The organism is Pseudomonas sp. Xaverov 83 (assembly GCF_019352905.1).
Taxonomy (GTDB): Bacteria; Pseudomonadota; Gammaproteobacteria; order Pseudomonadales; family Pseudomonadaceae; genus Aquipseudomonas; species Aquipseudomonas yamanorum.
The window spans coordinates 90,604-112,129 of the sequence record NZ_JAAAFU010000053.1; the positions used below are offsets into that span (position 1 = coordinate 90,604).

General features: G+C 61.8%; 18 protein-coding genes and 2 tRNA genes. 2 read left to right on the plus strand and 18 right to left on the minus strand.

The genetic code is table 11. The annotated features are described in order from the left end of the window. The first annotated feature begins 213 nt into the window (after window positions 1-213). Window positions 214-1,497, plus strand: coding sequence for an FAD-binding oxidoreductase (locus K0H47_RS17630; protein WP_017478810.1), 1,284 nt, complete (start codon window positions 214-216; stop codon window positions 1,495-1,497). A gap of 162 nt (window positions 1,498-1,659) precedes the next feature. Here K0H47_RS17630 and K0H47_RS17635 read toward each other — a convergent pair. From K0H47_RS17635 to leuC, 18 genes are all read right to left on the minus strand, one after another. After that, window positions 1,660-1,736 (minus strand) — tRNA-Asp (locus K0H47_RS17635). 55 nt (window positions 1,737-1,791) lie between these two features. Beyond that, window positions 1,792-1,867, minus strand: a tRNA-Val gene (locus K0H47_RS17640). 107 nt (window positions 1,868-1,974) lie between these two features. Further along, a complete protein-coding gene (locus K0H47_RS17645) occupies window positions 1,975-2,739 on the minus strand; it encodes an SDR family oxidoreductase (protein ID WP_081253187.1) in 765 nt (254 codons plus the stop codon). An 11-nt stretch (window positions 2,740-2,750) separates the two neighbouring features. Continuing rightward, window positions 2,751-3,962 carry an O-succinylhomoserine sulfhydrylase gene (locus K0H47_RS17650; RefSeq protein WP_017478808.1) on the minus strand — a complete coding sequence of 404 codons (1,212 nt, stop codon included), beginning with the start codon at window positions 3,960-3,962 and terminating at the stop codon, window positions 2,751-2,753. A 66-nt stretch (window positions 3,963-4,028) separates the two neighbouring features. Then, the gene (gene purF, locus K0H47_RS17655; RefSeq protein WP_017478807.1) at window positions 4,029-5,534 is read right to left on the minus strand and encodes an amidophosphoribosyltransferase; all 1,506 of its coding nucleotides are present in this window, start codon (window positions 5,532-5,534) and stop codon (window positions 4,029-4,031) included. Window positions 5,535-5,575: 41 nt separating this feature from the next. Beyond that, complete coding sequence (locus K0H47_RS17660; RefSeq protein ID WP_003212681.1) at window positions 5,576-6,133, minus strand: CvpA family protein; 558 nt, start codon at window positions 6,131-6,133, stop codon at window positions 5,576-5,578. Window positions 6,134-6,393: 260 nt separating this feature from the next. Beyond that, window positions 6,394-7,065 carry an SPOR domain-containing protein gene (locus tag K0H47_RS17665; protein WP_201142511.1) on the minus strand — a complete coding sequence of 224 codons (672 nt, stop codon included), beginning with the start codon at window positions 7,063-7,065 and terminating at the stop codon, window positions 6,394-6,396. Continuing rightward, the gene (folC, locus tag K0H47_RS17670) at window positions 7,049-8,356 is read right to left on the minus strand and encodes a bifunctional tetrahydrofolate synthase/dihydrofolate synthase (protein WP_177026011.1); all 1,308 of its coding nucleotides are present in this window, start codon (window positions 8,354-8,356) and stop codon (window positions 7,049-7,051) included. The genes K0H47_RS17665 and folC overlap by 17 nt, the downstream gene beginning before the upstream one ends. Beyond that, complete coding sequence (accD, locus tag K0H47_RS17675; protein WP_003212675.1) at window positions 8,353-9,273, minus strand: acetyl-CoA carboxylase, carboxyltransferase subunit beta; 921 nt, start codon at window positions 9,271-9,273, stop codon at window positions 8,353-8,355. Before accD ends, folC begins: the two co-directional genes overlap by 4 nt. Window positions 9,274-9,516: 243 nt before the next feature. After that, window positions 9,517-10,149, minus strand: a complete 633-nt coding sequence (locus K0H47_RS17680; RefSeq protein WP_063031722.1) for a phosphoribosylanthranilate isomerase — start codon at window positions 10,147-10,149, stop codon at window positions 9,517-9,519. Between the two features lie 63 nt (window positions 10,150-10,212). Then, window positions 10,213-11,037: a tRNA pseudouridine(38-40) synthase TruA gene (gene truA, locus K0H47_RS17685; protein WP_017478802.1), complete on the minus strand. Its 825-nt coding sequence runs from the start codon at window positions 11,035-11,037 to the stop codon at window positions 10,213-10,215. A gap of 156 nt (window positions 11,038-11,193) precedes the next feature. Further along, window positions 11,194-13,764 carry a FimV/HubP family polar landmark protein gene (locus K0H47_RS17690; RefSeq protein WP_219273316.1) on the minus strand — a complete coding sequence of 857 codons (2,571 nt, stop codon included), beginning with the start codon at window positions 13,762-13,764 and terminating at the stop codon, window positions 11,194-11,196. 160 nt (window positions 13,765-13,924) lie between these two features. Continuing rightward, entirely contained in the window at window positions 13,925-14,935 is a 1,011-nt protein-coding gene (locus K0H47_RS17695) for an aspartate-semialdehyde dehydrogenase (RefSeq protein WP_219273317.1), read from the minus strand. A gap of 247 nt (window positions 14,936-15,182) precedes the next feature. Further along, the gene (asd, locus tag K0H47_RS17700; protein ID WP_010175747.1) at window positions 15,183-16,295 is read right to left on the minus strand and encodes an aspartate-semialdehyde dehydrogenase; all 1,113 of its coding nucleotides are present in this window, start codon (window positions 16,293-16,295) and stop codon (window positions 15,183-15,185) included. Between the two features lie 64 nt (window positions 16,296-16,359). Continuing rightward, complete coding sequence (leuB, locus tag K0H47_RS17705; protein WP_093199370.1) at window positions 16,360-17,442, minus strand: 3-isopropylmalate dehydrogenase; 1,083 nt, start codon at window positions 17,440-17,442, stop codon at window positions 16,360-16,362. 53 nt (window positions 17,443-17,495) lie between these two features. After that, a complete protein-coding gene (locus tag K0H47_RS17710) occupies window positions 17,496-18,260 on the minus strand; it encodes a class I SAM-dependent methyltransferase (protein ID WP_008438756.1) in 765 nt (254 codons plus the stop codon). Between the two features lie 136 nt (window positions 18,261-18,396). Next, on the minus strand, window positions 18,397-19,041 hold the full coding sequence (gene leuD / locus K0H47_RS17715) for a 3-isopropylmalate dehydratase small subunit (protein ID WP_017478797.1): 645 nt from the start codon (window positions 19,039-19,041) through the stop codon (window positions 18,397-18,399). Window positions 19,042-19,051: 10 nt separating this feature from the next. Further along, window positions 19,052-20,470 carry a 3-isopropylmalate dehydratase large subunit gene (gene leuC / locus K0H47_RS17720; protein WP_063031730.1) on the minus strand — a complete coding sequence of 473 codons (1,419 nt, stop codon included), beginning with the start codon at window positions 20,468-20,470 and terminating at the stop codon, window positions 19,052-19,054. A 145-nt stretch (window positions 20,471-20,615) separates the two neighbouring features. Between leuC and K0H47_RS17725 the strand changes: the two genes are divergently transcribed. After that, entirely contained in the window at window positions 20,616-21,506 is an 891-nt protein-coding gene (locus K0H47_RS17725) for a LysR family transcriptional regulator (protein ID WP_017478796.1), read from the plus strand. Window positions 21,507-21,526 lie beyond the last annotated feature (20 nt).

Consider the following 21,526-nt stretch of genomic DNA (forward strand, 5'->3'; position numbering starts at 1 on the left):
GGTGCTCTAACCAACTGAGCTACGTGCCTGCTGTGAGGCGGCATTCTACGGAATTCCCGAGGGGTGTCAACACCTTTTTTGCAGCTAAGCCTATGAATATGCGAATTTTTTATTTGTGAGCGGCATGACGGTATTTTTCCAGTGGCTGGCAGCGGATTTTCAAGTCAGGTAGGATCGGCGCACTCGTAAAAAATATAAAACAGAGGTTCCAGGATGGCGAACACCCCCTACCCCCAGTCGTATTACGCCGCGTCTGCGAATGCGGTACCTCCTCGCCCTGAGCTGCAAGGTGAAGTCGAAACCGATGTGTGTGTGATTGGTGCCGGCTATACCGGGCTTTCCAGCGCGCTGTTCCTGCTGGAGAACGGTTTTCGCGTAACAGTGCTGGAAGCAGCCAAGGTGGGGTTTGGCGCGTCGGGTCGCAACGGCGGGCAAATCGTCAACAGTTACAGCCGTGATATCGATGTGATCGAGCGCAGCGTCGGCCCCAAGCAGGCGCAGTTGCTGGGCGCGATGGCGTTTGAAGGCGGCAAAATCATTCGGGAGCGTGTGGCCAAGTATCAGATCCAGTGCGACTTGAAGGACGGCGGTGTGTTCGCAGCCCTTAACAGCAAGCACATGGGCCACCTGGAGTCGCAGAAGCGCCTGTGGGAGCGCTATGGGCATACTCAGCTGGAGTTGCTGGACGAGCGCCGCATTCGCGAAGTGGTCGCCTGTGACAACTATGTAGGCGGCCTGCTGGACATGAGCGGCGGGCACATTCACCCGCTGAACCTGGCGCTGGGCGAAGCGGCGGCAGTTGAGTCCCTCGGCGGCACAATCTACGAGCAGTCGGCGGCGATTCGCATTGAACGTGGCGCCAATCCGGTGGTGCATACAGCCCACGGCAAGGTCAGGGCCAAGTTCATTATCGTCGCGGGCAATGCGTATCTCGGGAACCTGGTGCCGGAGCTGGCAGCCAAGTCGATGCCGTGCGGTACGCAGGTCATCACGACTGCGCCACTGGGTGACGAGCTGGCGAAGACGCTGTTACCGCAGGATTACTGCGTCGAGGACTGCAACTATTTGCTGGATTACTACCGACTCACCAGCGACAAGCGCCTGATCTTCGGCGGTGGCGTGGTGTATGGCGCGCGAGACCCGGCGAATATCGAAGCGATCATCCGGCCGAAGATGCTCAAGGCGTTCCCGCAGCTCAAGGACGTGAAGATCGACTACGCCTGGACCGGCAATTTCCTACTGACCCTGTCGCGTCTGCCGCAGGTCGGCCGCCTGGGGGACAACATCTATTATTCCCAGGGCTGCAGCGGCCATGGCGTGACGTACACCCACTTGGCGGGCAAGGTACTGGCCGAAGCACTGAGAGGCCAGGCTGAGCGTTTTGATGCGTTTGCCGACCTGCCGCACTACCCGTTCCCGGGCGGGCAACTGTTGCGCACGCCGTTTGCGGCGTTGGGGGCCTGGTATTACGGGCTGCGGGACAAGCTGGGGTTCTGATCCCGGATCACGGGGCTGGCTTGCCGGCCCCGCATCAAGCACCGAGCCAAATCGCAGACACAAAAAACCCCGGTCTTTCGACCAGGGTCTTTGCTATCGATCCAACCAAGCCATAGGCTTGCTTTGGCGTCTCAAGGCGTTCAGTGGGCCCTGGAACAGATATGGCGCAGCGGACGGGACTCGAACCCGCGACCCCCGGCGTGACAGGCCGGTATTCTAACCGACTGAACTACCGCTGCGCGTCGGTGCAACCTTTAACGTTGCGTCTTGCCCGAAGGCAAAACTCTCAAGAAGTGGTGGGTGATGACGGGATCGAACCGCCGACCCTCTGCTTGTAAGGCAGATGCTCTCCCAGCTGAGCTAATCACCCTTTGCTTCGTTGAGGCCGCGAAATTTACGCAGGTAGCGGACCTAAGTCAATAGCCTGCTTGAAGTTTTTCTGAAAAAGACAAAATTGCTTCAGCACCGCGACCCGCCCTACTCGCTGTAAATCATCTTCTTGCTCATGCCACCATCAACCACGAACTCCTGGCCAGTCACAAACCCGGCATTGCGCGACAGCAACCACGCCACCATCGCCGCCACGTCTTCCACCGTGCCTACCCTGCCCGCCGGGTGCTGGGCGTGATCGGCATCCGTCAGCGGCTCGGCACGGCGTGCAGCCGGATCACGGGCATCGATCCAGCCCGGGCTGACGGCATTGACCCGCACTTCCGGCCCAAGGCTCATGGCCAGCGCGTGAGTCAGGGCCAGCAAACCGCCCTTGCTCGCTGCGTAAGCCTCCGTATCCGGCTCCGACTGGCGGGCCCGGGTCGACGCCAGGTTAACGATGGCACCACCGTGGGCTCGCAGGTAAGGCGCACAGTGCTTGGCCAGCAGCATCGGCCCACTGAGGTTCACCGCCATTACGCGGTTCCAGTAAGCCAGGTCGAGACTTTCCAGGGTGATATTGCGCGGATCGGCCACCGCCGCATTGCACACCAATGCATCCAGGCGCCCGAACTGGCCAAGCACCTCGGCCACGCCCTGGGCAACCTGCCGCTCATCCGCGACATCCATGGTGATAAACCAGGCATTGTCGCCCAGCACCTTGGACACCTTGGAACCGCGCTCACGATCAAGATCCGTGAGCACCACCTGCCAGCCTTCGCTGATCAGCCAGGCGGCAATGCCCAGGCCGATGCCCCGCGCCGCGCCGGTCACCAATGCGACGCGCCCGTTACTGGCGCCCGCAGCCTCCATGGACCACTCGATCACAGGGCAGCCAACCCACGGGCCAGATCGGCCTGCAAGTCAGCAACGTCTTCCAGGCCGACGGCAATGCGGATCAGGCTGTCGCGGATACCGGCCGCTTCACGCTCCTGCGGCGCCAGGCGGCCGTGGGAGGTAGTGCTTGGATGCGTGATGGTGGTCTTGCTGTCACCCAGGTTGGCGGTGATGGAAATCAGGCGGGTTGCATCGATAAAGCGCCAGGCGCCCTCTTTGCCGCCCTTGACCTCGAAACTCACCACCGCGCCAAAACCACGCTGCTGACGCTGGGCCAACGCGTGTTGCGGGTGGCTCTTGAGGCCGGCGTAGTGGACTTTCTCGATGCCATCCTGCTGCTCCAGCCACTCGGCCAGGGCCTGGGCGTTGGCGCAATGGGCCTTCATCCGCAGGCTCAGGGTTTCCAGGCCTTTGAGGAAGATCCAGGCATTGAACGGGCTCAGGGTCGGGCCGGCAGTGCGCAAGAAGCCCACCACTTCCTTCATCTGCTCGCTGCGACCGGCAACCACACCGCCCATGCAACGACCCTGGCCGTCGATGAACTTGGTGGCCGAATGCACGACGATGTCCGCGCCCAGCTTCAGCGGCTGTTGCAGCGCCGGGGTGCAGAAACAGTTGTCGACGATCAACATCGCGCCCTTGGCGTGAGCCACTTCGGACAATGCGGCGATGTCTACCAGTTCGGCCAACGGATTGGACGGTGACTCCACAAACAGCAATTTGGTGTTGGCCTTGATGGCCGCGTCCCAACCGGACAGGTCCGCCAGCGGCACGTAGTCGACTTCAATGCCAAAGCGCTTGAAGTACTTTTCGAACAGGCTGATGGTGGAACCAAACACACTGCGCGATACCAGGACATGGTCGCCGGCGCTGCACAGGCTCATGACCACCGCGAGAATCGCGGCCATGCCCGTGGCAGTGGCGACCGCTTGCTCGGCGCCTTCCAGCGCGGCGATACGCTCTTCGAACGCACGCACGGTCGGGTTGGTGTAGCGCGAATACACGTTGCCCGGCACTTCACCGGCAAAACGCGCAGCGGCGTCGGCGGCTGTGCGGAACACATAGCTGGAGGTAAAGAACATCGGGTCACCGTGCTCACCTTCCGGGGTGCGGTGCTGGCCGGCGCGCACAGCCAGGGTATCGAAAGCTACGCCATCGAGGTCGCTGTCCAAACGACCGGCATCCCATTCCTGACTCATGCTCTACTCCTCAACTCGAATGCTTTATCAAAGATACAAAACCGGCCCCTCAGGGCCGGTGTCTACTCAGTTGTTGTACAGGTCGATGATCGCGCTGACCGCCTGGGTCTTGATCTTCGAGGAATCGTTACGCGCCTGCTCGATCTTGTTCAGGTAGGCCTCGTCGACATCACCGGTGACGTACTTGCCGTCGAACACTGCGCAATCGAACTCATCGATCTTGATCTTGCCACCACCGACGGCCTCGATCAGGTCCGGCAGGTCCTGGTAGATCAGCCAGTCGGCGCCGATCAGGTCCGCAACGTCCTGGGTCGAACGGTTGTGGGCGATCAGTTCGTGGGCGCTCGGCATGTCGATGCCGTACACGTTCGGGTAACGCACGGCAGGCGCGGCGGAACAGAAATAAACGTTCTTCGCCCCGGCTTCGCGGGCCATCTGGATGATCTGCTTGCAGGTGGTGCCGCGCACGATAGAGTCATCCACCAGCATCACGTTCTTGCCGCGGAATTCCAGCTCGATCGCGTTGAGCTTCTGGCGCACCGACTTCTTGCGAGCGGCCTGGCCGGGCATGATGAAGGTACGGCCGATGTAGCGGTTCTTGACGAAGCCTTCGCGGAATTTCACGCCCAGGTGGTTCGCCAGCTCCAGCGCTGCGGTGCGGCTGGTGTCCGGAATCGGGATAACCACGTCGATGTCATGGTCAGGACGCTCGCGCAGGATCTTGTCCGCCAGCTTCTCGCCCATGCGCAGACGCGCCTTGTACACCGAAACACCGTCGATGATCGAATCCGGACGCGCCAGGTAGACGTGTTCGAAGATGCACGGGGTGAGTTTCGGGTTCAGTGCGCACTGACGGGTGTGCAACTTGCCGTCTTCAGTGATGTAGACCGCTTCGCCTGGCGCCAGGTCGCGGATCAGGGTGAAGCCCAGCACGTCCAGGGACACGCTCTCGGAAGCGATCATGTACTCGACGCCTTCGTCGGTGTGACGCTGGCCGAACACGATCGGGCGGATGCCGTGGGGGTCGCGGAAACCGACGATGCCGTAGCCGGTCACCATCGCTACGACGGCATAACCACCGACGCAACGGTTGTGCACGTCAGTCACGGCAGCGAACACGTCTTCTTCGGTCGGCTGCAGCTTGCCACGCTGGGCCAGCTCGTGGGCGAACACGTTCAGCAGGACTTCGGAGTCCGAGTTGGTGTTGACGTGGCGCAGGTCAGATTCGTAAATCTCCTTGGCCAGCTGTTCAACGTTGGTCAGGTTGCCGTTGTGCGCCAGGGTGATGCCATACGGCGAGTTGACGTAGAACGGCTGGGCTTCGGCCGAGGTCGAGCTGCCCGCTGTCGGGTAGCGCACGTGGCCAATGCCCATGTGCCCGACCAGGCGCTGCATGTGGCGCTGATGGAACACGTCGCGCACCAGACCATTGTCCTTGCGCAGAAATAACCGGCCGTCGTGGCTGGTCACGATACCGGCAGCATCCTGGCCGCGGTGCTGGAGGACGGTTAGCGCGTCATACAGCGCCTGATTCACGTTCGACTTACCGACGATACCGACGATGCCACACATGCGACGCAACCCCTACTTAATGAATCTTGACTGAACACAACTTACTGAGGCGTTTTGGCCGGCAAGAGGTGTTCCTTGAACGGAAGATCAGCGGGTACGCTGATCCCGCTGGCCAGCCACTGACTGCTCCACCCCAAAATGAGGTTTTTGGACCAATCTGCAACCAATAGAAATTTTGGCACGAGTACAGACTCCTGCCACCACGAATCCTGCTGTACCGGCCCCAGGCTCAACAGCCCGACCGCCACAACCACCAGCAAGCCGCCACGCGCGGCGCCGAAGGCCATGCCGAGAAATCGATCGGTCCCGGAGAGGCCGGTGACGCGTATCAATTCGCCGATAAGATAATTGACCATTGCCCCCACCAACAACGTGGCGATGAACATGATGGCGCAGCCCGCGATGACGCGAGCCGAAGGTGTTTCGATGTATCCGGCCAGGTAGACGGACAATGAACCGCCGAACATCCAGGCTACAACTCCTGCGATGATCCATGTCAGCAGCGACAATGCTTCTTTAACGAAGCCGCGGCTCAGACTGATCAAAGCGGAGATGGCGACGATTGCAACGATCGCCCAATCAACCCAGGTAAATGGCACAGTTCAGCCTACAGACGGATAAGGCGGCGCATTTTAGCAGAGCGTCGGGCTATCGGTAAGCTGTGATTGGCTGTGCATTTGAAATCAATGAGTTATAGGGGAATGGAAACCGGCCTGTCGCGGCACACCCAAAACACCTGTGGGAGCGGGCCTGCTCGCTAAGGCGGTGGGCCAGCCAATAAATCTGCTGACTGATACACCGCCTTCGCGAGCAAGCCCGCTCCCACATTGACCGCATTCCAGCTTGAATCCTTGCAGCCTTAGCCTTTTTCGGGCTGGAAGCGAACCACAAAACCCTTGAGCTTTTGCTGGCGATCCAGCGAGTCACGCAGGCGATCCGCTTCAGCGCGCTCGATCAGCGGCCCGACAAATACCCGGTTCTTGCCGTCGGCACTGCGGATATAGGCGTTGTAACCCTGGCTGCGCAGGGTTTTCTGCAAGGCTTCGGCGCTTTCGCGATTGGCCAGGCTGGCCAACTGGATCGACCAACTGATCGGCAAGCCATTCGGATCAATGCGGCTTTGACCGACGTCCGGCTTGCCCGGTGCAGCCGGTTGTGGCGCCACAGGTTTTGGTGCTGGCGCCGGGGCCGCAGGCTTGGCCGCGACTGCCGGAGCAGCAGGCGCAGCAGGCGCAGGCTTCACCACCGGTACGCTCGGCTGAATCGGCATCGACGGCGCTTGCTGTGCAGCCACTTCGTCATCGGTCGGCACCGGCTCTTCTTCCGGCAGCGCCTGCGGCTCGGGAACCACCACCGGCTCAACCTGAACCTGAGGCACCGCGGGCGCCTGGGGCGCAGCCGGGGCCTCGACGGTCACCTGGCGTTGCTCGTCCTGGCGGGAAAACAGCATCGGCAGAAAAATCACCGCCAACGCCACCAGAACCAGGGCTCCAACCATTCGCTGCTTGTATGCGCTATCCAGTAATGCCATGTGCAGCTTCCTCCGTGGAGCGCCGGGCCAACCACTCGAGTGCCTCGGCAACACAATAAAATGATCCGAACAACAGAATCTCATCCTCAGGCGTCGCAACCGCGCACTGGGCTTCCAGGGCGGCCGTCACGCTTGCATGGGACGTCACCGACGCGCCAAGGTTCTGCAACGCGGCCTGCAACTCGACGGCAGGACGACTGCGGGATGTGTCCAGCGGCGCAACCGCCCAGGCCTGGACGTCGCCCAACAAGGGTGCAACCACACCGTCCAGGTCCTTGTCGGACAGCAACCCGAACACCGCGAGGCGGCGACCGGCGGGCGGCGTAAGTGCCAGGCGCTTGGCCAGGTACTCGGCGGCGTGAGGGTTATGCCCCACATCCAGCAGCAGGTTCAGGCGCTTGCCCTTCCAGTCGAAGCTGCGTCGATCAAGGCGCCCCACCACGCGAGTCGCCTGCAACGTAGCGGCAATCTGCTCGGCATGCCAGGGCAGATCCAGCAACAAATAGGCTTGCAGCGCGAGCGCGGCGTTTTCCATCGGCAGGTTCAGCAGCGGCAGGTCGCGCAATTCAACAGTCTGGCCGCGTGCATCAACCCCGCGCCATTGCCAATGCAGGTCGCCAATCTCGAGATTGAAATCACGCCCACGCAGGAAGAATGGGCAATCCAGCTCGCGCACCTTGTCCAGCAAGGTATGCGGCGGATCCAGGTCGCCGCACAGAGCAGGCTTGCCCTGGCGGAAAATCCCGGCCTTTTCATAGGCCACGGACTCACGGGTATTACCCAGATAGTCCGCATGGTCGACACCAATGCTGGTGATCAGCGCCAGGTCGGCATCCACCACGTTGACCGTGTCCAGACGCCCGCCCAGGCCGACTTCCAGCACCACCACATCAAGTTGTGCACGCTCGAACAGCCAGAACGCCGCCAGGGTGCCCATCTCGAAATAAGTCAGGGAAATCTCGCCACGCCCGGTATCGAGTGCGGCGAAGGCTTCGCAGAGCTGCTCATCAGTGGCTTCGACGCCATTGAGTTGCACCCGTTCGTTGTAGCGCAGCAGGTGCGGCGAGTTGTACACGCCGACCTTCAGGCCCTGGGCTTGCAGCAAGGCCGCGACAAAGGCGCAGGTAGAACCCTTGCCGTTGGTGCCGGTCACCGTGATCACGCGCGGCGCCGGCCTGCCCAACCCGAGGCGGGCCGCTACCTGTTGCGAGCGCTCCAGGCCCATGTCGATGGCTGACGGATGCAACTGCTCAAGGTAGGCGAGCCATTCGCCCAGGGTACGTTGGGTCATATGTTTGCAGGCACCGGTGGCACGACGATTGGCTCAATTTTAGGCGCGACGTACACAGGTGTCGGCAGGCCCATCATCTGGGCCAGCAGGCTACCCAGGCGTGGGCGCAGTTCGCCGCGGGGAATGATCAGGTCGATCGCGCCGTGTTCCAGCAGGAACTCGCTGCGCTGGAAACCTTCCGGCAGTTTTTCACGAACGGTTTGCTCGATAACACGCGGGCCGGCGAAACCGATCAGGGCCTTAGGCTCGCCGACGATCACGTCACCCAACATCGCCAGGCTGGCGGAAACGCCGCCGTAGACCGGGTCGGTCAGCACGGAGATGAACGGAATACCCTCTTCGCGCAGACGCGCCAGTACCGCGGAGGTCTTGGCCATTTGCATCAGGGAAATCAGCGCTTCCTGCATCCGCGCGCCGCCGGACGCCGCGAAGCAGATCATCGGGCAACGGTTTTCCAGGGCGTAGTTGGCGGCACGTACAAAACGCTCGCCAACGATGGCGCCCATGGAACCGCCCATGAAGGAGAATTCGAAGGCGGAAACCACTACTGGCATGCCCAGCAGCTTGCCGCTGACGGAAATCAGCGCGTCCTTCTCACCGGTCTGCTTCTGCGCAGCGGTCAGGCGGTCCTTGTACTTCTTGCCGTCGCGGAATTTCAGACGGTCAACCGGCTCCAGGTCAGCGCCCAGTTCGGAGCGACCATCAGCGTCGAGGAAGATATCAATGCGGGCGCGGGCGCCGATACGCATGTGGTGGTTGCACTTGGGGCAAACGTCCAGGGTCTTTTCCAGTTCCGGGCGGTACAACACCGCGTCGCAGGATGGGCACTTGTGCCAAAGACCTTCAGGAACCGAGCTTTTCTTCACCTCGGAACGCATGATCGAGGGGATCAGTTTGTCTACTAACCAGTTGCTCATGCTTTCTTTCTCCAGTACCGGTGGCTTGAACACAGCCCCGCGTATGCCCTTGAGCTAAATTCATATGTGGCGATGACACAAACTGGACGGGGTCAGACGTTCGACCTGCCATTTCCTGCCTGTGTCCTCAGCCTTCCAGACAACCTGCCGTGCAGGGTTGCCACTTCATTTCCGAGCCTCCCACAGGCGGCGCCGGGCTGTTTTACACAGTGGTAGTTATGGACGGCGGCAGACTGCCAGCCGTCACATCGTCCCACTGCTGTCGCGCACGGCCTGCATGAATGCGCGAATCTTTGCGTGATCCTTGATGCCCCTGGCCTGCTCTACCCCACCGCTGACGTCCACGGCGTACGGCCGCACCTGCTGGATGGCGCTGGCCACGTTGCCCGGATTCAGGCCGCCCGCCAGGATGATCGGCTTGCTCAGGCCTTCAGGAATCAACGACCAATCAAAAGCCTCGCCGGTGCCACCGGGAACACCTTCGACATAGGTGTCGAGAAGAATCCCGCGCGCCCCGGTATAGGCTGCGCATGCCACCGCGATATCGTCGCCGGCCTTGACCCGCAACGCCTTGATATACGGACGCTGGTAGCTTTCGCACTCGTCAGGGCTTTCATCGCCATGAAACTGCAGCATGTCCAGTTGTACGGCATCTAGGGTTTCATTGAGTTCGCAACGGCTGGCGTTGACGAACAACCCCACGGTGGTCACAAACGGCGGTAGCGCGGCAATGATCGCCCGCGCCTGCAACACATTCACCGCCCGCGGACTTTTGGCGTAAAACACGAAACCGATGGCATCGGCCCCCGCCTCGACCGCCGCCAACGCGTCTTCTATGCGGGTAATCCCGCAAATCTTGCTGCGAACGGCAGACATGTCGATGAAACCTCAGGGCGTGTCCGAGAAAGTCCCGGATGGTAACAAATGCTTTTGAGGGCGTCAGCCGCCAAGTTCGCTGAAACCTGTGAGGAAGTGTGGCCCGATGAACCGCTGGGGCAATTCGAACTCGTCGCGGTACTCCACATCCACCAGGTACAGGCCGAACGGATGCGCCGTGACGCCACCGGTGCGACGAATCCGGCTTTCCAGGACTTCCTTAGCCCACTCCACCGGACGCTCGCCGGTACCGATGGTCATCAGCACCCCGGCGATGTTACGCACCATGTGGTGCAGGAAGGCGCCGGCGCGAATATCCAGCACGATCATCTTGCCGTGGCGCGTCACCCGCAGGTGATGGACTTCCTTGATCGGCGACTTGGCCTGGCACTGGCCGGCACGAAACGCGCTGAAATCATGGATACCCACCAGATGCTGGGCGGCCTCCGCCATGCGCTCGGCATCCAGCGGGCGGTGGTTCCAGGTGATTTCTTCGTTGAGATGGGCCGGGCGGATCTGATCGTTGTAGATCACATAGCGGTAACGCCGAGCGATAGCCTTGAAGCGCGCATGAAAATCCGCCGGCATCACCTTGGCCCAACTGACGCTGACGTCGTGGGGCAAGTTGATATTGGCGCCCATCACCCACGCCTTCATCGAGCGCTCGGCCTGGGTATCGAAGTGCACCACTTGCCCGCAGGCATGCACGCCGGCGTCGGTACGCCCGGCGCACATCAGCGACACCGGTGAGTCGGCGACCTTCGACAGGGCCTTCTCCAGGGTTTCCTGCACCGTCGGCACGCCGGAGGCCTGGCGCTGCCAGCCGCGATAGCGTGAGCCTTTGTATTCCACGCCCAGGGCGATTCTGAAAAAGCCTGCGGCCGCCATTTCGGCGGCCGCGTTATCTATATTTGCCAAGAACTGAGAGCCTGATGAGTTGCGCAAAGGCGGCCATTATAAGGCCGCGCGCCGGGGACGCCATGGGTTTGGTGCCTGGATGGCAAAACGGCAGCCCGAAGGCTGCCGTTGTATTTACCACGTATCTCAAGCCAGCCGGCTGAGCATTTCCTTGGCTTCGCCTTTCTGACCGTCGTCGCCTTCCTTGAGCACTTCGCCAAGGATGTCCCGCGCACCGTCGGCATCGCCCATGTCGATGTAGGCCTGGGCCAGGTCAAGCTTGGTTGCCACTTCATCGGTACCGGACAGGAAGTCGAATTCCGGCTCATCGCCCCCCAATGCCGCGTCTTCTTCGGTGAAGGACGGCTCGATCGGCGGATGCTCCAGGCTTTGCGACAGGCGATCCAGCTCGGCGTTGACGTCATCAAGCTTGGAGGCGAATGCATCTGGCTTGGCCGCGGCAGGCGCCTCGGGCTCGTCGGCCAGGGACAGGTCGAAATCTTCCGGCAGGTCGAGGTCGTCCAGGTCAGCCGGCGTCAGGGTCGGCGGCTCTACTGGTGGCAGGTCCTTCATCTGGTCTTCGAGACCGGAGAGGAAGTCGTCGTCGGACTGGGTCGAGGATGGCGGATCAAGCTGCAGGTCCAGGTCGAAGTCCGAGAGGTCCTCCTCGCTGGCCTTGGCCTCGGTCTGCTGTTGCAGCACCGACTCAAAGCTCAGGTCGTCCGCCTGCGGATTGACCACGGCCGGGGAAGCAGCTTCCAGATCGTCCAGGCTCAGGTCGAAGTCGGTGTCAAACGCGTTCGGTTCCGGCGCAGGTTCTGGTGCTGGCGGCGCAGGTTCGTCCTTGAGCAGGTCCTTGACGTATTGGGCGTCGAGGGCGGCGGCGGCAACGGCAGCGCTGACGCCGGCCGCGAGCACGGCCATGGCCGGGAAGCGGCTTTTCAGCTGCTCAACCTGGGCGTGATTCTCGCCATTGGCGACCAGTTGACGCTCCTGAGTGACAAACCCGTCCTTGTTGCCCTGCAAACCGTGGACTTCCATCAGCTTGAGGCGCAGGTCGCTGCGGGCAGGCTCTTGCTTGATTGCATCTTCCAGCACTTCAGCGGCCTGGTTCAGGTGGCCACGGTCGATGTGCGACTGGGCTTGCGCCAGGGCGTCGGCCGGGCGCTCCGCAGCAACAGGGGCGACGAACGGCGCGATCACCGGAGCAACCACTGCCGCCGGAGCTGGAGCTGGAGCTGGAGCTGGAGCTGGAGCCAGCTTGACGTTCGGCGGCGGTACATCAAGGCCTTCGAAACTGTCGGATGGCAGATCGTGATCAATGTTCGGCGCAAATTCCGGCTCTTCAGCCAGGGCCCGCGCCATGCGCAGGTGTTTCTCTTCTTCAAGGCGGGCGTTGCGATGACGCGCCCACAGCAGCAGAAGCAACAGCACCAGCAGGCCCGCCGCGCCACCGATCACGCCGAGCACGATCGGGTTGGTCAGCAGGTCGTTGAATTTGCCTTCGGTGCTGGCCGGCGCCGCGTCCGCCTTGACCGGCGTCTCGACCGGCGCAGCCACGGGGGTTGCTGCCGGGGTTGCCGCAGCCGGCGCCGCCGGTTGTGCAGCCACTTCAGCCGGCATCGCAGCCGTGGCAGCAGGCTGCGCCGCAGCACCACCCGGGGTCTGCAACTTGGCCAACTGGTTGTTCTTGAGCTCGATCAGCCGCTGCAGCTTGTCCAGCTGACTTTGCAGGTCAGCCATGCGGCTTTTCAGTTCTTCATTCTCGCGACGGGTCGAATCCAGGCTTTCCTGGGTCACCGCCAGCTTGTTGTTCAAGGCCCGGCTGTCGCCAGCACCACCCTTTACGCCTTTCTTGGCCGCTTCGGCCGAGACCAGGCTCAAGTTGTCCTTGGTGTTGGTCTGCGCAGGCGCGTTACCGGCCTGGGTACGCTTGGTGGCGTCGAGTTGCGCCTTGCCGGCGGGCTGATTACCGCCGCGACGCCCCTCGCGCCACGCCGCGTTTTGCGCAGTCACTTCAGCAATCGCCTGGGGCTGCGGCAGGCTGGTGCTTTGCCCCGAATCCGGCAGGCGCAGGACGTGGCCGGTTTTCATGCGGTTGATGTTGCCGTCGACAAAGGCATCAGGGTTCAGTGCCTGAATGGCCAGCATGGTTTGCTGCACCGAGGCACCATTACGGTTCTTCGCGGCGATTTCCCACAAGGTGTCATGGGAAGTTGTGGTGTGTTCCTTGGGCTTGCTGATAGCCGGAGCCGTCGCAGGCGCGCTCAAACGTGGCGCGGGCGCGGGTGCACTGGCAGCCGGGGTCGACTGGTCGAACTTGGCCGGGTCCAGCAATACGCTGTAGTCGCGCATCAGGCGGCCGTTGGGCCATTGCACCTGCAGCAGGAAACGCACATAGGAATCAGGCAACGGCTGGCTGGAGGTGACACGCACCACACTGCGGCCGTTCGGGTTGACCACCGGGGTAAACGTAAGGTCATTCAGGAACGCCTGGCGATCAACGCCCGCATCCACAAAGGCCTGGGACGAAGCGAGGCTGGGGGTGATCTCGGAGGCGGTCAGGCCACCGACGTCGAGCAATTCGATCTCCACCGACAGCGGCTGGTTCAGCTTCGACTTGAGGGTCATCTCCCCAAGCTGCAGTGCTTGCGCCATACCGGAGGACAGCGCCGAGGCGGCCGCTATTGCTAACACCAGTTTGCGAACTTGAACCATAGCCTCATCCTTTTTGAACACTCCCCGGCCTGCGAGAAGGGTGGTAACCGCTGCCATAAGGCATGGCGAGCCGATAGGTCACCGACGCGCAATCTTTCCAGCTTGGGGCCAAGCATAGCGCTTGGCTAGAATCAATCTACAAATTGCCGCCAAGTATCTTTTACACAAGGCCTTTTATCAACAACTGCGCCAGTTGTACGGCGTTCAGTGCGGCACCTTTGCGTACGTTATCTGACGTCAGCCACATATTTAGTTCCGCCGGATCATCAACACCGGCGCGCACCCGGCCAACGTAGACCACGTCTTGACCGACCGCATCGCCAACCGCCGTAGGGTAATCGCCCTCTTCTACCAGTTCGACACCCGGCGCCGAGTCCAGGGCAAGGTTGACGGCGGCAAGATCGACCGCTGCCCCCAATTGCAGTGACACAGTCAGGCTATCGCCAAAAAACACCGGGGCTTGAACGCAGGTTGCGGAAATCTTTAGCAACGGCATTTCCAGCACGGCGCGCAATTCGTGCACCAGGCGCTTTTCCAGGGCAGTGTGGCCTTGAGCGTCAGGCTTGCCGACCTGGGCCAGCAGGTTGAAGGCCATCTGCCGGTCGAAGAATTTTGGCTCCAACGGGCGCACGTTCAACAACTCGGCGGTCTGCCGGGCGAGTTCGCTGACCGCTTCACGGCCCTGGACGGAAACGGCGAGATTGGCCGTGACGCTGACGCGCTGGATATCCAGCACGCCGCGCAGTGGCGCCAGCACCACGGCCAGGGCGGTGGCCGATGGGCTTGGGCTGCTGACCTGGTACGGCTTTGTCAGGCCATCCAGGACGTGAGCATTGGCTTCCGGCACCACCTGCGGCGCCTGATCGGCCGGCAAGGCGCCGGACAGGTCGATCAGCGTGCAGCCGGCGGCGGTGGCGCGTGGAGCGAAACTCAAGGTGACCGCAGGGCCGGCGGCGAAGAACACCAGCTGGACTTTGCTGAAATCAAATTCGTCGACTTCCCGTACCCGCACGTTCTTGCCCCGAAACGGCACCGAATGCCCGGCCGACTCGCTGCTGGCCAACAGGTGCAGGTTGCCTACCGGGAAGTCCTGCTCTTCGAGGATCTGCACCAGGGTTTCGCCAACGGTGCCGGTGGCGCCGATCACGGCAATATCAAAGGTCTGGGTCATGGGGGCTGCCTCGGGCATTGCGGGGGGAGCGGCACTTTACCGGGTGGCCGGGGGTGAGGCAATTGGCTGGGGCTTGTGGTGTGGCTGATGGCCTCTTCGCGAGCAAGCCCGCTCCCACATTCGACCGAGTTACTTCAGTTGAAATGCGATCAAATGTGGGAGCGGGCTTGCTCGCGAAAGGGCCCGAGAGAGCAATAAAAAACCCGCGCCTGTCACCAGAACGCGGGTTTCTTATTACCAGCAGCGATTACCGCTCCAGCAAGATCCGCAGCATGCGACGCAACGGCTCAGCCGCGCCCCACAGCAATTGGTCGCCGACGGTGAACGCGCCCAGGTACTGCGTCCCCATGTTCAGCTTGCGCAGACGGCCAACCGGCACATTCAGGGTACCGGTCACCTTGTTCGGGCTCAGTTCCTGGATACTGATATCGCGGTTGTTCGGCACCAGCTTGACCCAAGGGTTGTGCTGGCTGATCAGCCCTTCGATATCGGCGATCGGCACGTCTTTGTTCAGCTTGATGGTCAGCGCCTGGCTGTGGCAACGCATGGCGCCGATGCGCACGCAGATGCCGTCCACCGGGATCGGGCTCTTGAAGCGACCAAGGATCTTGTTGGTCTCGGCCTGGGCCTTCCACTCTTCACGGCTCTGGCCGTTAGGCAGTTCCTTGTCGATCCACGGGATCAGGCTACCGGCCAGTGGCACACCGAAGTTCTCGGTCGGGTAGGCCTCGCTGCGCATGGCTTCGGCCACACGGCGGTCAATGTCGAGGATCGCGCTGGCCGGGTCAGCCAGTTGATCGGCGACTGCCGCGTGGGTCGCGCCCATTTGCTTGATCAGTTCACGCATGTTCTGCGCGCCGGCACCCGAGGCCGCCTGATAGGTCATGGCGCTCATCCACTCCACCAAGCCGGCTTCGAACAAGCCGCCCAGGCCCATCAGCATCAGGCTGACGGTGCAGTTGCCGCCGATGTAGTTCTTGGTGCCTGCGTCCAGTTGCTGGTCGATCACCTTGCGGTTGACCGGGTCCAGGACGATGACCGCGTCATCCTGCATGCGCAGGCTGGAGGCGGCGTCGATCCAGTAACCCTGCCAGCCGGCTTCGCGCAGCTTGGGGAAGACTTCGCTGGTGTAGTCGCCGCCCTGGCAGGTCAGAATGACGTCGAGGGTCTTCAGTTCTTCAATGTTATAGGCGTCCTTGAGCGGAGCAATGTCCTTGCCCACGGACGGCCCTTGACCACCTACATTGGAGGTAGTGAAAAACACCGGCTCAATAAGATCAAAATCCTGCTCTTCCAGCATCCGCTGCATGAGCACGGAACCGACCATACCGCGCCAACCGATCAGACCTACACGTTTCATCGCAACTACACCTTGTTCAAAAGTGGGCCGCCTTGCAGCAACATCTGCAAGCGGGCCCGAGAGATTACAGATTCCGCAGCGCGGCGACTACTGCGTCGCCCATTTCTTGCGTACCGACCTTGGTGCAACCCTGGGACCAGATGTCGCCGGTGCGCAGGCCTTGGTCCAGCACCAGGCTCACAGCCTTTTCGATGGCATCCGCCGCGTCGGTCAGGTTGAAGCTGTAACGCAGCATCATCGACACCGACAAAATGGTCGCCAACGGGTTGGCAATGCCCTGCCCGGCGATGTCCGGCGCAGAACCGTGGCACGGCTCGTACATGCCCTTGTTGTTGGCATCCAGGGACGCCGACGGCAGCATGCCGATGGAACCGGTGAGCATCGAGGCCTGGTCGGACAGGATGTCGCCAAACAGGTTGTCGGTGACGATCACGTCGAATTGCTTGGGTGCACGCACCAGTTGCATGGCGGCGTTGTCGACGTACATGTGGCTCAGCTCGACGTCCGGATAGTCCTTGGCGACTTCCTCGACGATTTCACGCCACAGCTGGCTGGACGCCAATACGTTGGCCTTGTCCACCGAGCAGACCTTCTTGCCACGCACGCGGGCCATGTCGAAACCGACACGGGCGATACGGCGGATTTCACTCTCGCTGTACGGCAGGGTGTCGTAGGCCTGACGCTCGCCATTCTCCAACTCGCGCACGCCCCGTGGCGAGCCGAAGTAGATACCGCCGGTCAGTTCGCGGACGATCAGGATGTCCAGCCCCGCGACGATTTCCGGCTTCAGGCTGGAAGCGTCCGCCAGTTGCGGGTAAAGGATCGCCGGGCGCAGGTTGCCGAACAGGCCCAGTTGCGCACGGATCTTCAGCAGGCCGCGCTCAGGGCGGATGTCACGTTCGATCTTGTCCCATTTCGGGCCACCCACGGCGCCCAGCAGCACGGCGTCAGCTGCGCGGGCACGGTCCAGGGTCTCGTCGGCCAGGGGCACGCCGTGTTTGTCGATGGCCGCGCCGCCGATCACGTCGTGGCTCAATTCGAAGCCCAGGCTGTACTTGCCGTTTGCCACTTCCAGGACTTTGACCGCTTCGGCCATGATTTCCGGACCAATGCCGTCGCCAGGGAGAATCAGAATCTGCTTGCTCATGCGTTCCTCATTTCATCAAGCGACCCGCCCAGGGGCAGGTCGGGAAAAATTAATCAGCGTTCGGCCCACACCACCAGCACGTCGGTGCTGAAGGTGCCGTCGGCTTGAATCTCGAAATAATCGCGCACTTCCTGGCCCATCGCCTTTTGCAACTCCAGGATCGCGGCACGCAATACCTCTGGGGTACGCATGCGCTCCACCCACGAGGTGTATTCCAGGCGCAGGCGCTGGCGGCTGCTGTTGCGTACATGCAAACCGGCTTCGCTGAGCTGGCGCATCCACTCGCCGGCGGAATAGTCGCGCACGTGGCTGGTGTCGCGCAGCACTTCGACGGTTTGCAGGTAAGTGTCCAACAGCGGGCTGCCCGGTGACAAGACGTCCACAAACGCGGCCACACCGCCCGGCTTGAGCACCCGACGCACTTCACGCAGGGCCAGGCCGAGGTCACTCCAGTGGTGGGCCGAGTAGCGGCTGAACACGAAGTCGAACTCGCCATCGGCAAACGGCAGGCGCTCGGCGGCGCCGTGCACGGTGCGGATGTTACCCAGGCCACGGTCCACGGCAGCGGCGGCGACCACGTCGAGCATCTGCTGGGACAGGTCGTAGGCCACCACTTCTTTAACCAACGGTGCAACGTTGAAACTCACATGACCGGCGCCGCAACCCAGGTCCAGCAGTCGCGCAGCGCCCTGCCCGGCCAGTTCGGCCTGGAGCAGCGCGAATTCGGTGCCTTGAGCGTGAACTGCGCTGCTCAGGTAGGCCGAGGCCTGCTCGCCGAATTGTTTTTGCACGACTTGGGTGTGGGCGGTGCTGGTCATGATGATTTTCCTTGGGTTTTGTGGTGTTTGTACGGCCGCTATCGCAGGCAAGCCAGCTCCCACACTCGACCGTGTTCACAGGTCAACATGTGGGAGCGGGCTTGCCCGCGATGGGGCCCGCACGGCCTACCTCAAATCAAGCGTCGCGAAACAACCAAGGCTGGCTCGCCCGGTGCTTGGCTTCAAACGCTGCAATCGCATCACCGTCCTGCAAGGTCAGGCCGATGTCGTCCAGGCCATTGATCAGGCAGTGTTTGCGGAAGGCGTCCACTTCAAAGTGATACACCTTGCCGTCCGGACGGGTCACGGTCTGCGCCGCCAGGTCGATGGTCAGCTGGTAGCCCACATCGGCTTCCACTTGCTGGAACAACTCGTCCACTTCGGCATCGCTCAAGATGATCGGCAGCAAGCCGTTCTTGAAGCTGTTGTTGAAGAAGATGTCGGCGTAGCTCGGCGCGATGATGCTGCGAAAGCCATATTCTTCCAGGGCCCACGGCGCGTGTTCACGGCTGGAGCCGCAACCGAAGTTTTCCCGGGCCAGCAATACGCTGGCGCCTTGGTAACGTTCGGCGTTGAGCACGAACTCCTTGTTCAACGGGCGCTTGGAGTTGTCCTGGTAGGCATAGCCCACGTCCAGGTAGCGCCACTCGTCGAACAGGTTCGGGCCGAAGCCGGTGCGCTTGATCGACTTCAAGAACTGCTTGGGAATGATCTGGTCGGTGTCCACGTTGGCACGGTCCAACGGCGCGACTAAACCGGTGTGTTGGGTAAAAGCTTTCATCGGGTATTCCTCAGATCAATTCGCGAACGTCGATGAAACGACCGTTGACGGCAGCCGCAGCGGCCATGGCCGGGCTCACCAGGTGGGTACGGCCACCGGCGCCCTGACGCCCTTCGAAGTTACGGTTGGAGGTGGACGCGCAATGCTCGCCCGACTCCAAACGGTCCGGGTTCATTGCCAGGCACATGGAGCAGCCCGGCTCGCGCCATTCAAAACCGGCTTCGAGGAAGATCTTGTCGAGGCCTTCAGCTTCAGCCTGGGCTTTAACCAGACCCGAACCTGGCACCACGATCGCCTGCTTGATGGTCGAGGCGACTTTGCGGCCCTTGGCGATGACGGCCGCAGCGCGCAAGTCTTCGATCCGCGAGTTGGTGCAGGAGCCAATAAACACGCGATCCAGCTGGATGTCGGTGATCGCCTGGTTGGCTTTCAAACCCATGTACTTCAAGGCGCGCTCGATGGAGCCGCGTTTGACCAGGTCGGCTTCCTTGGCCGGGTCCGGCACGTTCTGATCAACGGCCAACACCATTTCCGGCGAAGTGCCCCAGCTGACTTGCGGCTTGATCTGGGCGGCGTCGAGGGTGACCACGGTGTCGAATACCGCGTCGGCGTCGGACACCAGGTCTTTCCAGGCTTCGACAGCCGCGTCCCAATCGGCGCCACTCGGTGCGAATGGACGACCCTTGACGTAGGCAATGGTCTTCTCGTCCGCCGCTACCATGCCCACGCGGGCACCGGCTTCGATGGACATGTTGCAGATAGTCATGCGGCCTTCGATGGACAGGTCGCGAATCGCGCTGCCGGCGAATTCGATGGCATGGCCGTTACCGCCGGCGGTGCCGATCTTGCCGATCACCGCGAGGACGATGTCTTTGGCAGTGACGCCGAAAGGCAATTCACCTTCCACCGACACCAGCATGTTCTTCATTTTCTTGGCAACGAGGCACTGGGTGGCGAAAACGTGCTCCACCTCGGAAGTACCGATGCCGTGAGCCAAGGCGCCAAACGCACCGTGGGTGGAGGTGTGGGAGTCACCGCAGACCACGGTCATGCCGGGCAAGGTGGCGCCCTGCTCCGGGCCGATCACGTGAACGATGCCTTGACGCACGTCATTCATCTTGAATTCGGTGATGCCATATTCGTCGCAGTAATCATCGAGGGTCTGCACCTGGAGGCGCGACACGGTGTCGACGATGGCGTCGATCCCGCCTTTACGCTCCGGGGTAGTCGGCACGTTATGGTCCGGGGTGGCGATGATCGAGTCGACGCGCCAAGGCTTGCGCCCGGCCAGTCGCAGGCCTTCGAACGCTTGAGGCGAGGTCACTTCATGGATGATGTGACGGTCGATGTAGATCAGCGACGACCCATCATCGCGCCGTTTCACTTCATGGGAATCCCAAAGCTTGTCGTAAAGCGTTTTGCCGGCCATCACGCGGTCCTCATCAGGTGTTTCTATGCCCCGGGCCTTGAACGATTCAATAACCCTTTGGCTTGTGAGGCTGATGGTATGGCGCTACATTAAATAACTCAAATTCATATTTTTTATGCTTTGGATTACCAACTGGAATAGCACAATGGACCTGGCCAACCTCAACGCCTTTATCGCCATCGCCGAGACCGGCAGCTTCTCCGGTGCCGGCGAACGCCTGCACCTCACCCAACCCGCCATCAGCAAGCGCATCGCCGGCCTGGAGCAGCAATTAAAGGTGCGCCTGTTCGACCGGCTGGGGCGCGAAGTCGGCCTCACCGAAGCCGGGCGCGCATTACTACCGCGGGCGTATCAGATTCTCAACGTGCTGGACGACACCCGCCGCGCCCTGACCAACCTCACCGGCGAGGTCAGCGGGCGCCTCACTCTGGCCACCAGCCACCATATCGGCCTGCACCGCCTGCCGCCGGTACTGCGTACGTTTACCCGGGAATACCCGAACGTCGCCCTGGATATTCAGTTTCTCGATTCGGAAGTGGCCTACGAAGAAATCCTCCATGGCCGCGCCGAGGTGGCCGTGATCACCCTCGCGCCGGAGCCCCACACGCTGGTGCGGGCCACCCCGGTGTGGGACGACCCGCTGGATTTCGTGGTGGCACCGGAACACAGCCTGATCAGCAACGGCAGCGTCAACCTGGCGGACATCGCCCGGCACCCGGCGGTGTTTCCCGGGGGCAACACTTTTACCCACCACATCGTGCAGCGGCTGTTCGAGGCCCAGGGCCTGACGCCGAACATTGCCATGAGCACCAACTACCTGGAAACCATCAAGATGATGGTCTCCATCGGCCTGGCCTGGAGCGTGCTGCCCCGCACCATGCTCGATGATCAGGTGGCACGCATCGCTTTGCCGGGCATACAGCTCAGTCGCCAGCTAGGCTATATCGTGCACACCGAAAGGACGCTGTCGAACGCTGCGCGGGCTTTCATGAGCCTATTGGATGCACAGGTCGATCTGCCAGGGAATCAGGCTTGAATCGCCGTGGCCCCTAGACC

Excerpts from the sequence above, each read along its gene's own strand:
- truA (WP_017478802.1), bottom strand. The coding sequence starts at position 11,037 with ATGGCGGCCGCAGGCTTTTTCAGAATCGCCCTGGGCGTGGAATACAAA.
- folC (WP_177026011.1), bottom strand. The coding sequence starts at position 8,356 with ATGACCCAACGTACCCTGGGCGAATGGCTCGCCTACCTTGAGCAGTTG.
- K0H47_RS17680 (WP_063031722.1), bottom strand. The coding sequence starts at position 10,149 with ATGTCTGCCGTTCGCAGCAAGATTTGCGGGATTACCCGCATAGAAGAC.
- K0H47_RS17695 (WP_219273317.1), bottom strand. The coding sequence starts at position 14,935 with ATGACCCAGACCTTTGATATTGCCGTGATCGGCGCCACCGGCACCGTT.
- K0H47_RS17630 (WP_017478810.1), top strand. The coding sequence starts at position 214 with ATGGCGAACACCCCCTACCCCCAGTCGTATTACGCCGCGTCTGCGAAT.
- K0H47_RS17710 (WP_008438756.1), bottom strand. The coding sequence starts at position 18,260 with ATGACCAGCACCGCCCACACCCAAGTCGTGCAAAAACAATTCGGCGAG.
- K0H47_RS17690 (WP_219273316.1), bottom strand. The coding sequence starts at position 13,764 with ATGGTTCAAGTTCGCAAACTGGTGTTAGCAATAGCGGCCGCCTCGGCG.
- purF (WP_017478807.1), bottom strand. The coding sequence starts at position 5,534 with ATGTGTGGCATCGTCGGTATCGTCGGTAAGTCGAACGTGAATCAGGCG.
- leuB (WP_093199370.1), bottom strand. The coding sequence starts at position 17,442 with ATGAGCAAGCAGATTCTGATTCTCCCTGGCGACGGCATTGGTCCGGAA.
- leuC (WP_063031730.1), bottom strand. The coding sequence starts at position 20,470 with ATGGCCGGCAAAACGCTTTACGACAAGCTTTGGGATTCCCATGAAGTG.
- K0H47_RS17645 (WP_081253187.1), bottom strand. The coding sequence starts at position 2,739 with ATGGAGGCTGCGGGCGCCAGTAACGGGCGCGTCGCATTGGTGACCGGC.
- K0H47_RS17665 (WP_201142511.1), bottom strand. The coding sequence starts at position 7,065 with ATGGCATTACTGGATAGCGCATACAAGCAGCGAATGGTTGGAGCCCTG.
- K0H47_RS17650 (WP_017478808.1), bottom strand. The coding sequence starts at position 3,962 with ATGAGTCAGGAATGGGATGCCGGTCGTTTGGACAGCGACCTCGATGGC.
- K0H47_RS17725 (WP_017478796.1), top strand. The coding sequence starts at position 20,616 with ATGGACCTGGCCAACCTCAACGCCTTTATCGCCATCGCCGAGACCGGC.
- leuD (WP_017478797.1), bottom strand. The coding sequence starts at position 19,041 with ATGAAAGCTTTTACCCAACACACCGGTTTAGTCGCGCCGTTGGACCGT.
- accD (WP_003212675.1), bottom strand. The coding sequence starts at position 9,273 with ATGAGCAACTGGTTAGTAGACAAACTGATCCCCTCGATCATGCGTTCC.
- asd (WP_010175747.1), bottom strand. The coding sequence starts at position 16,295 with ATGAAACGTGTAGGTCTGATCGGTTGGCGCGGTATGGTCGGTTCCGTG.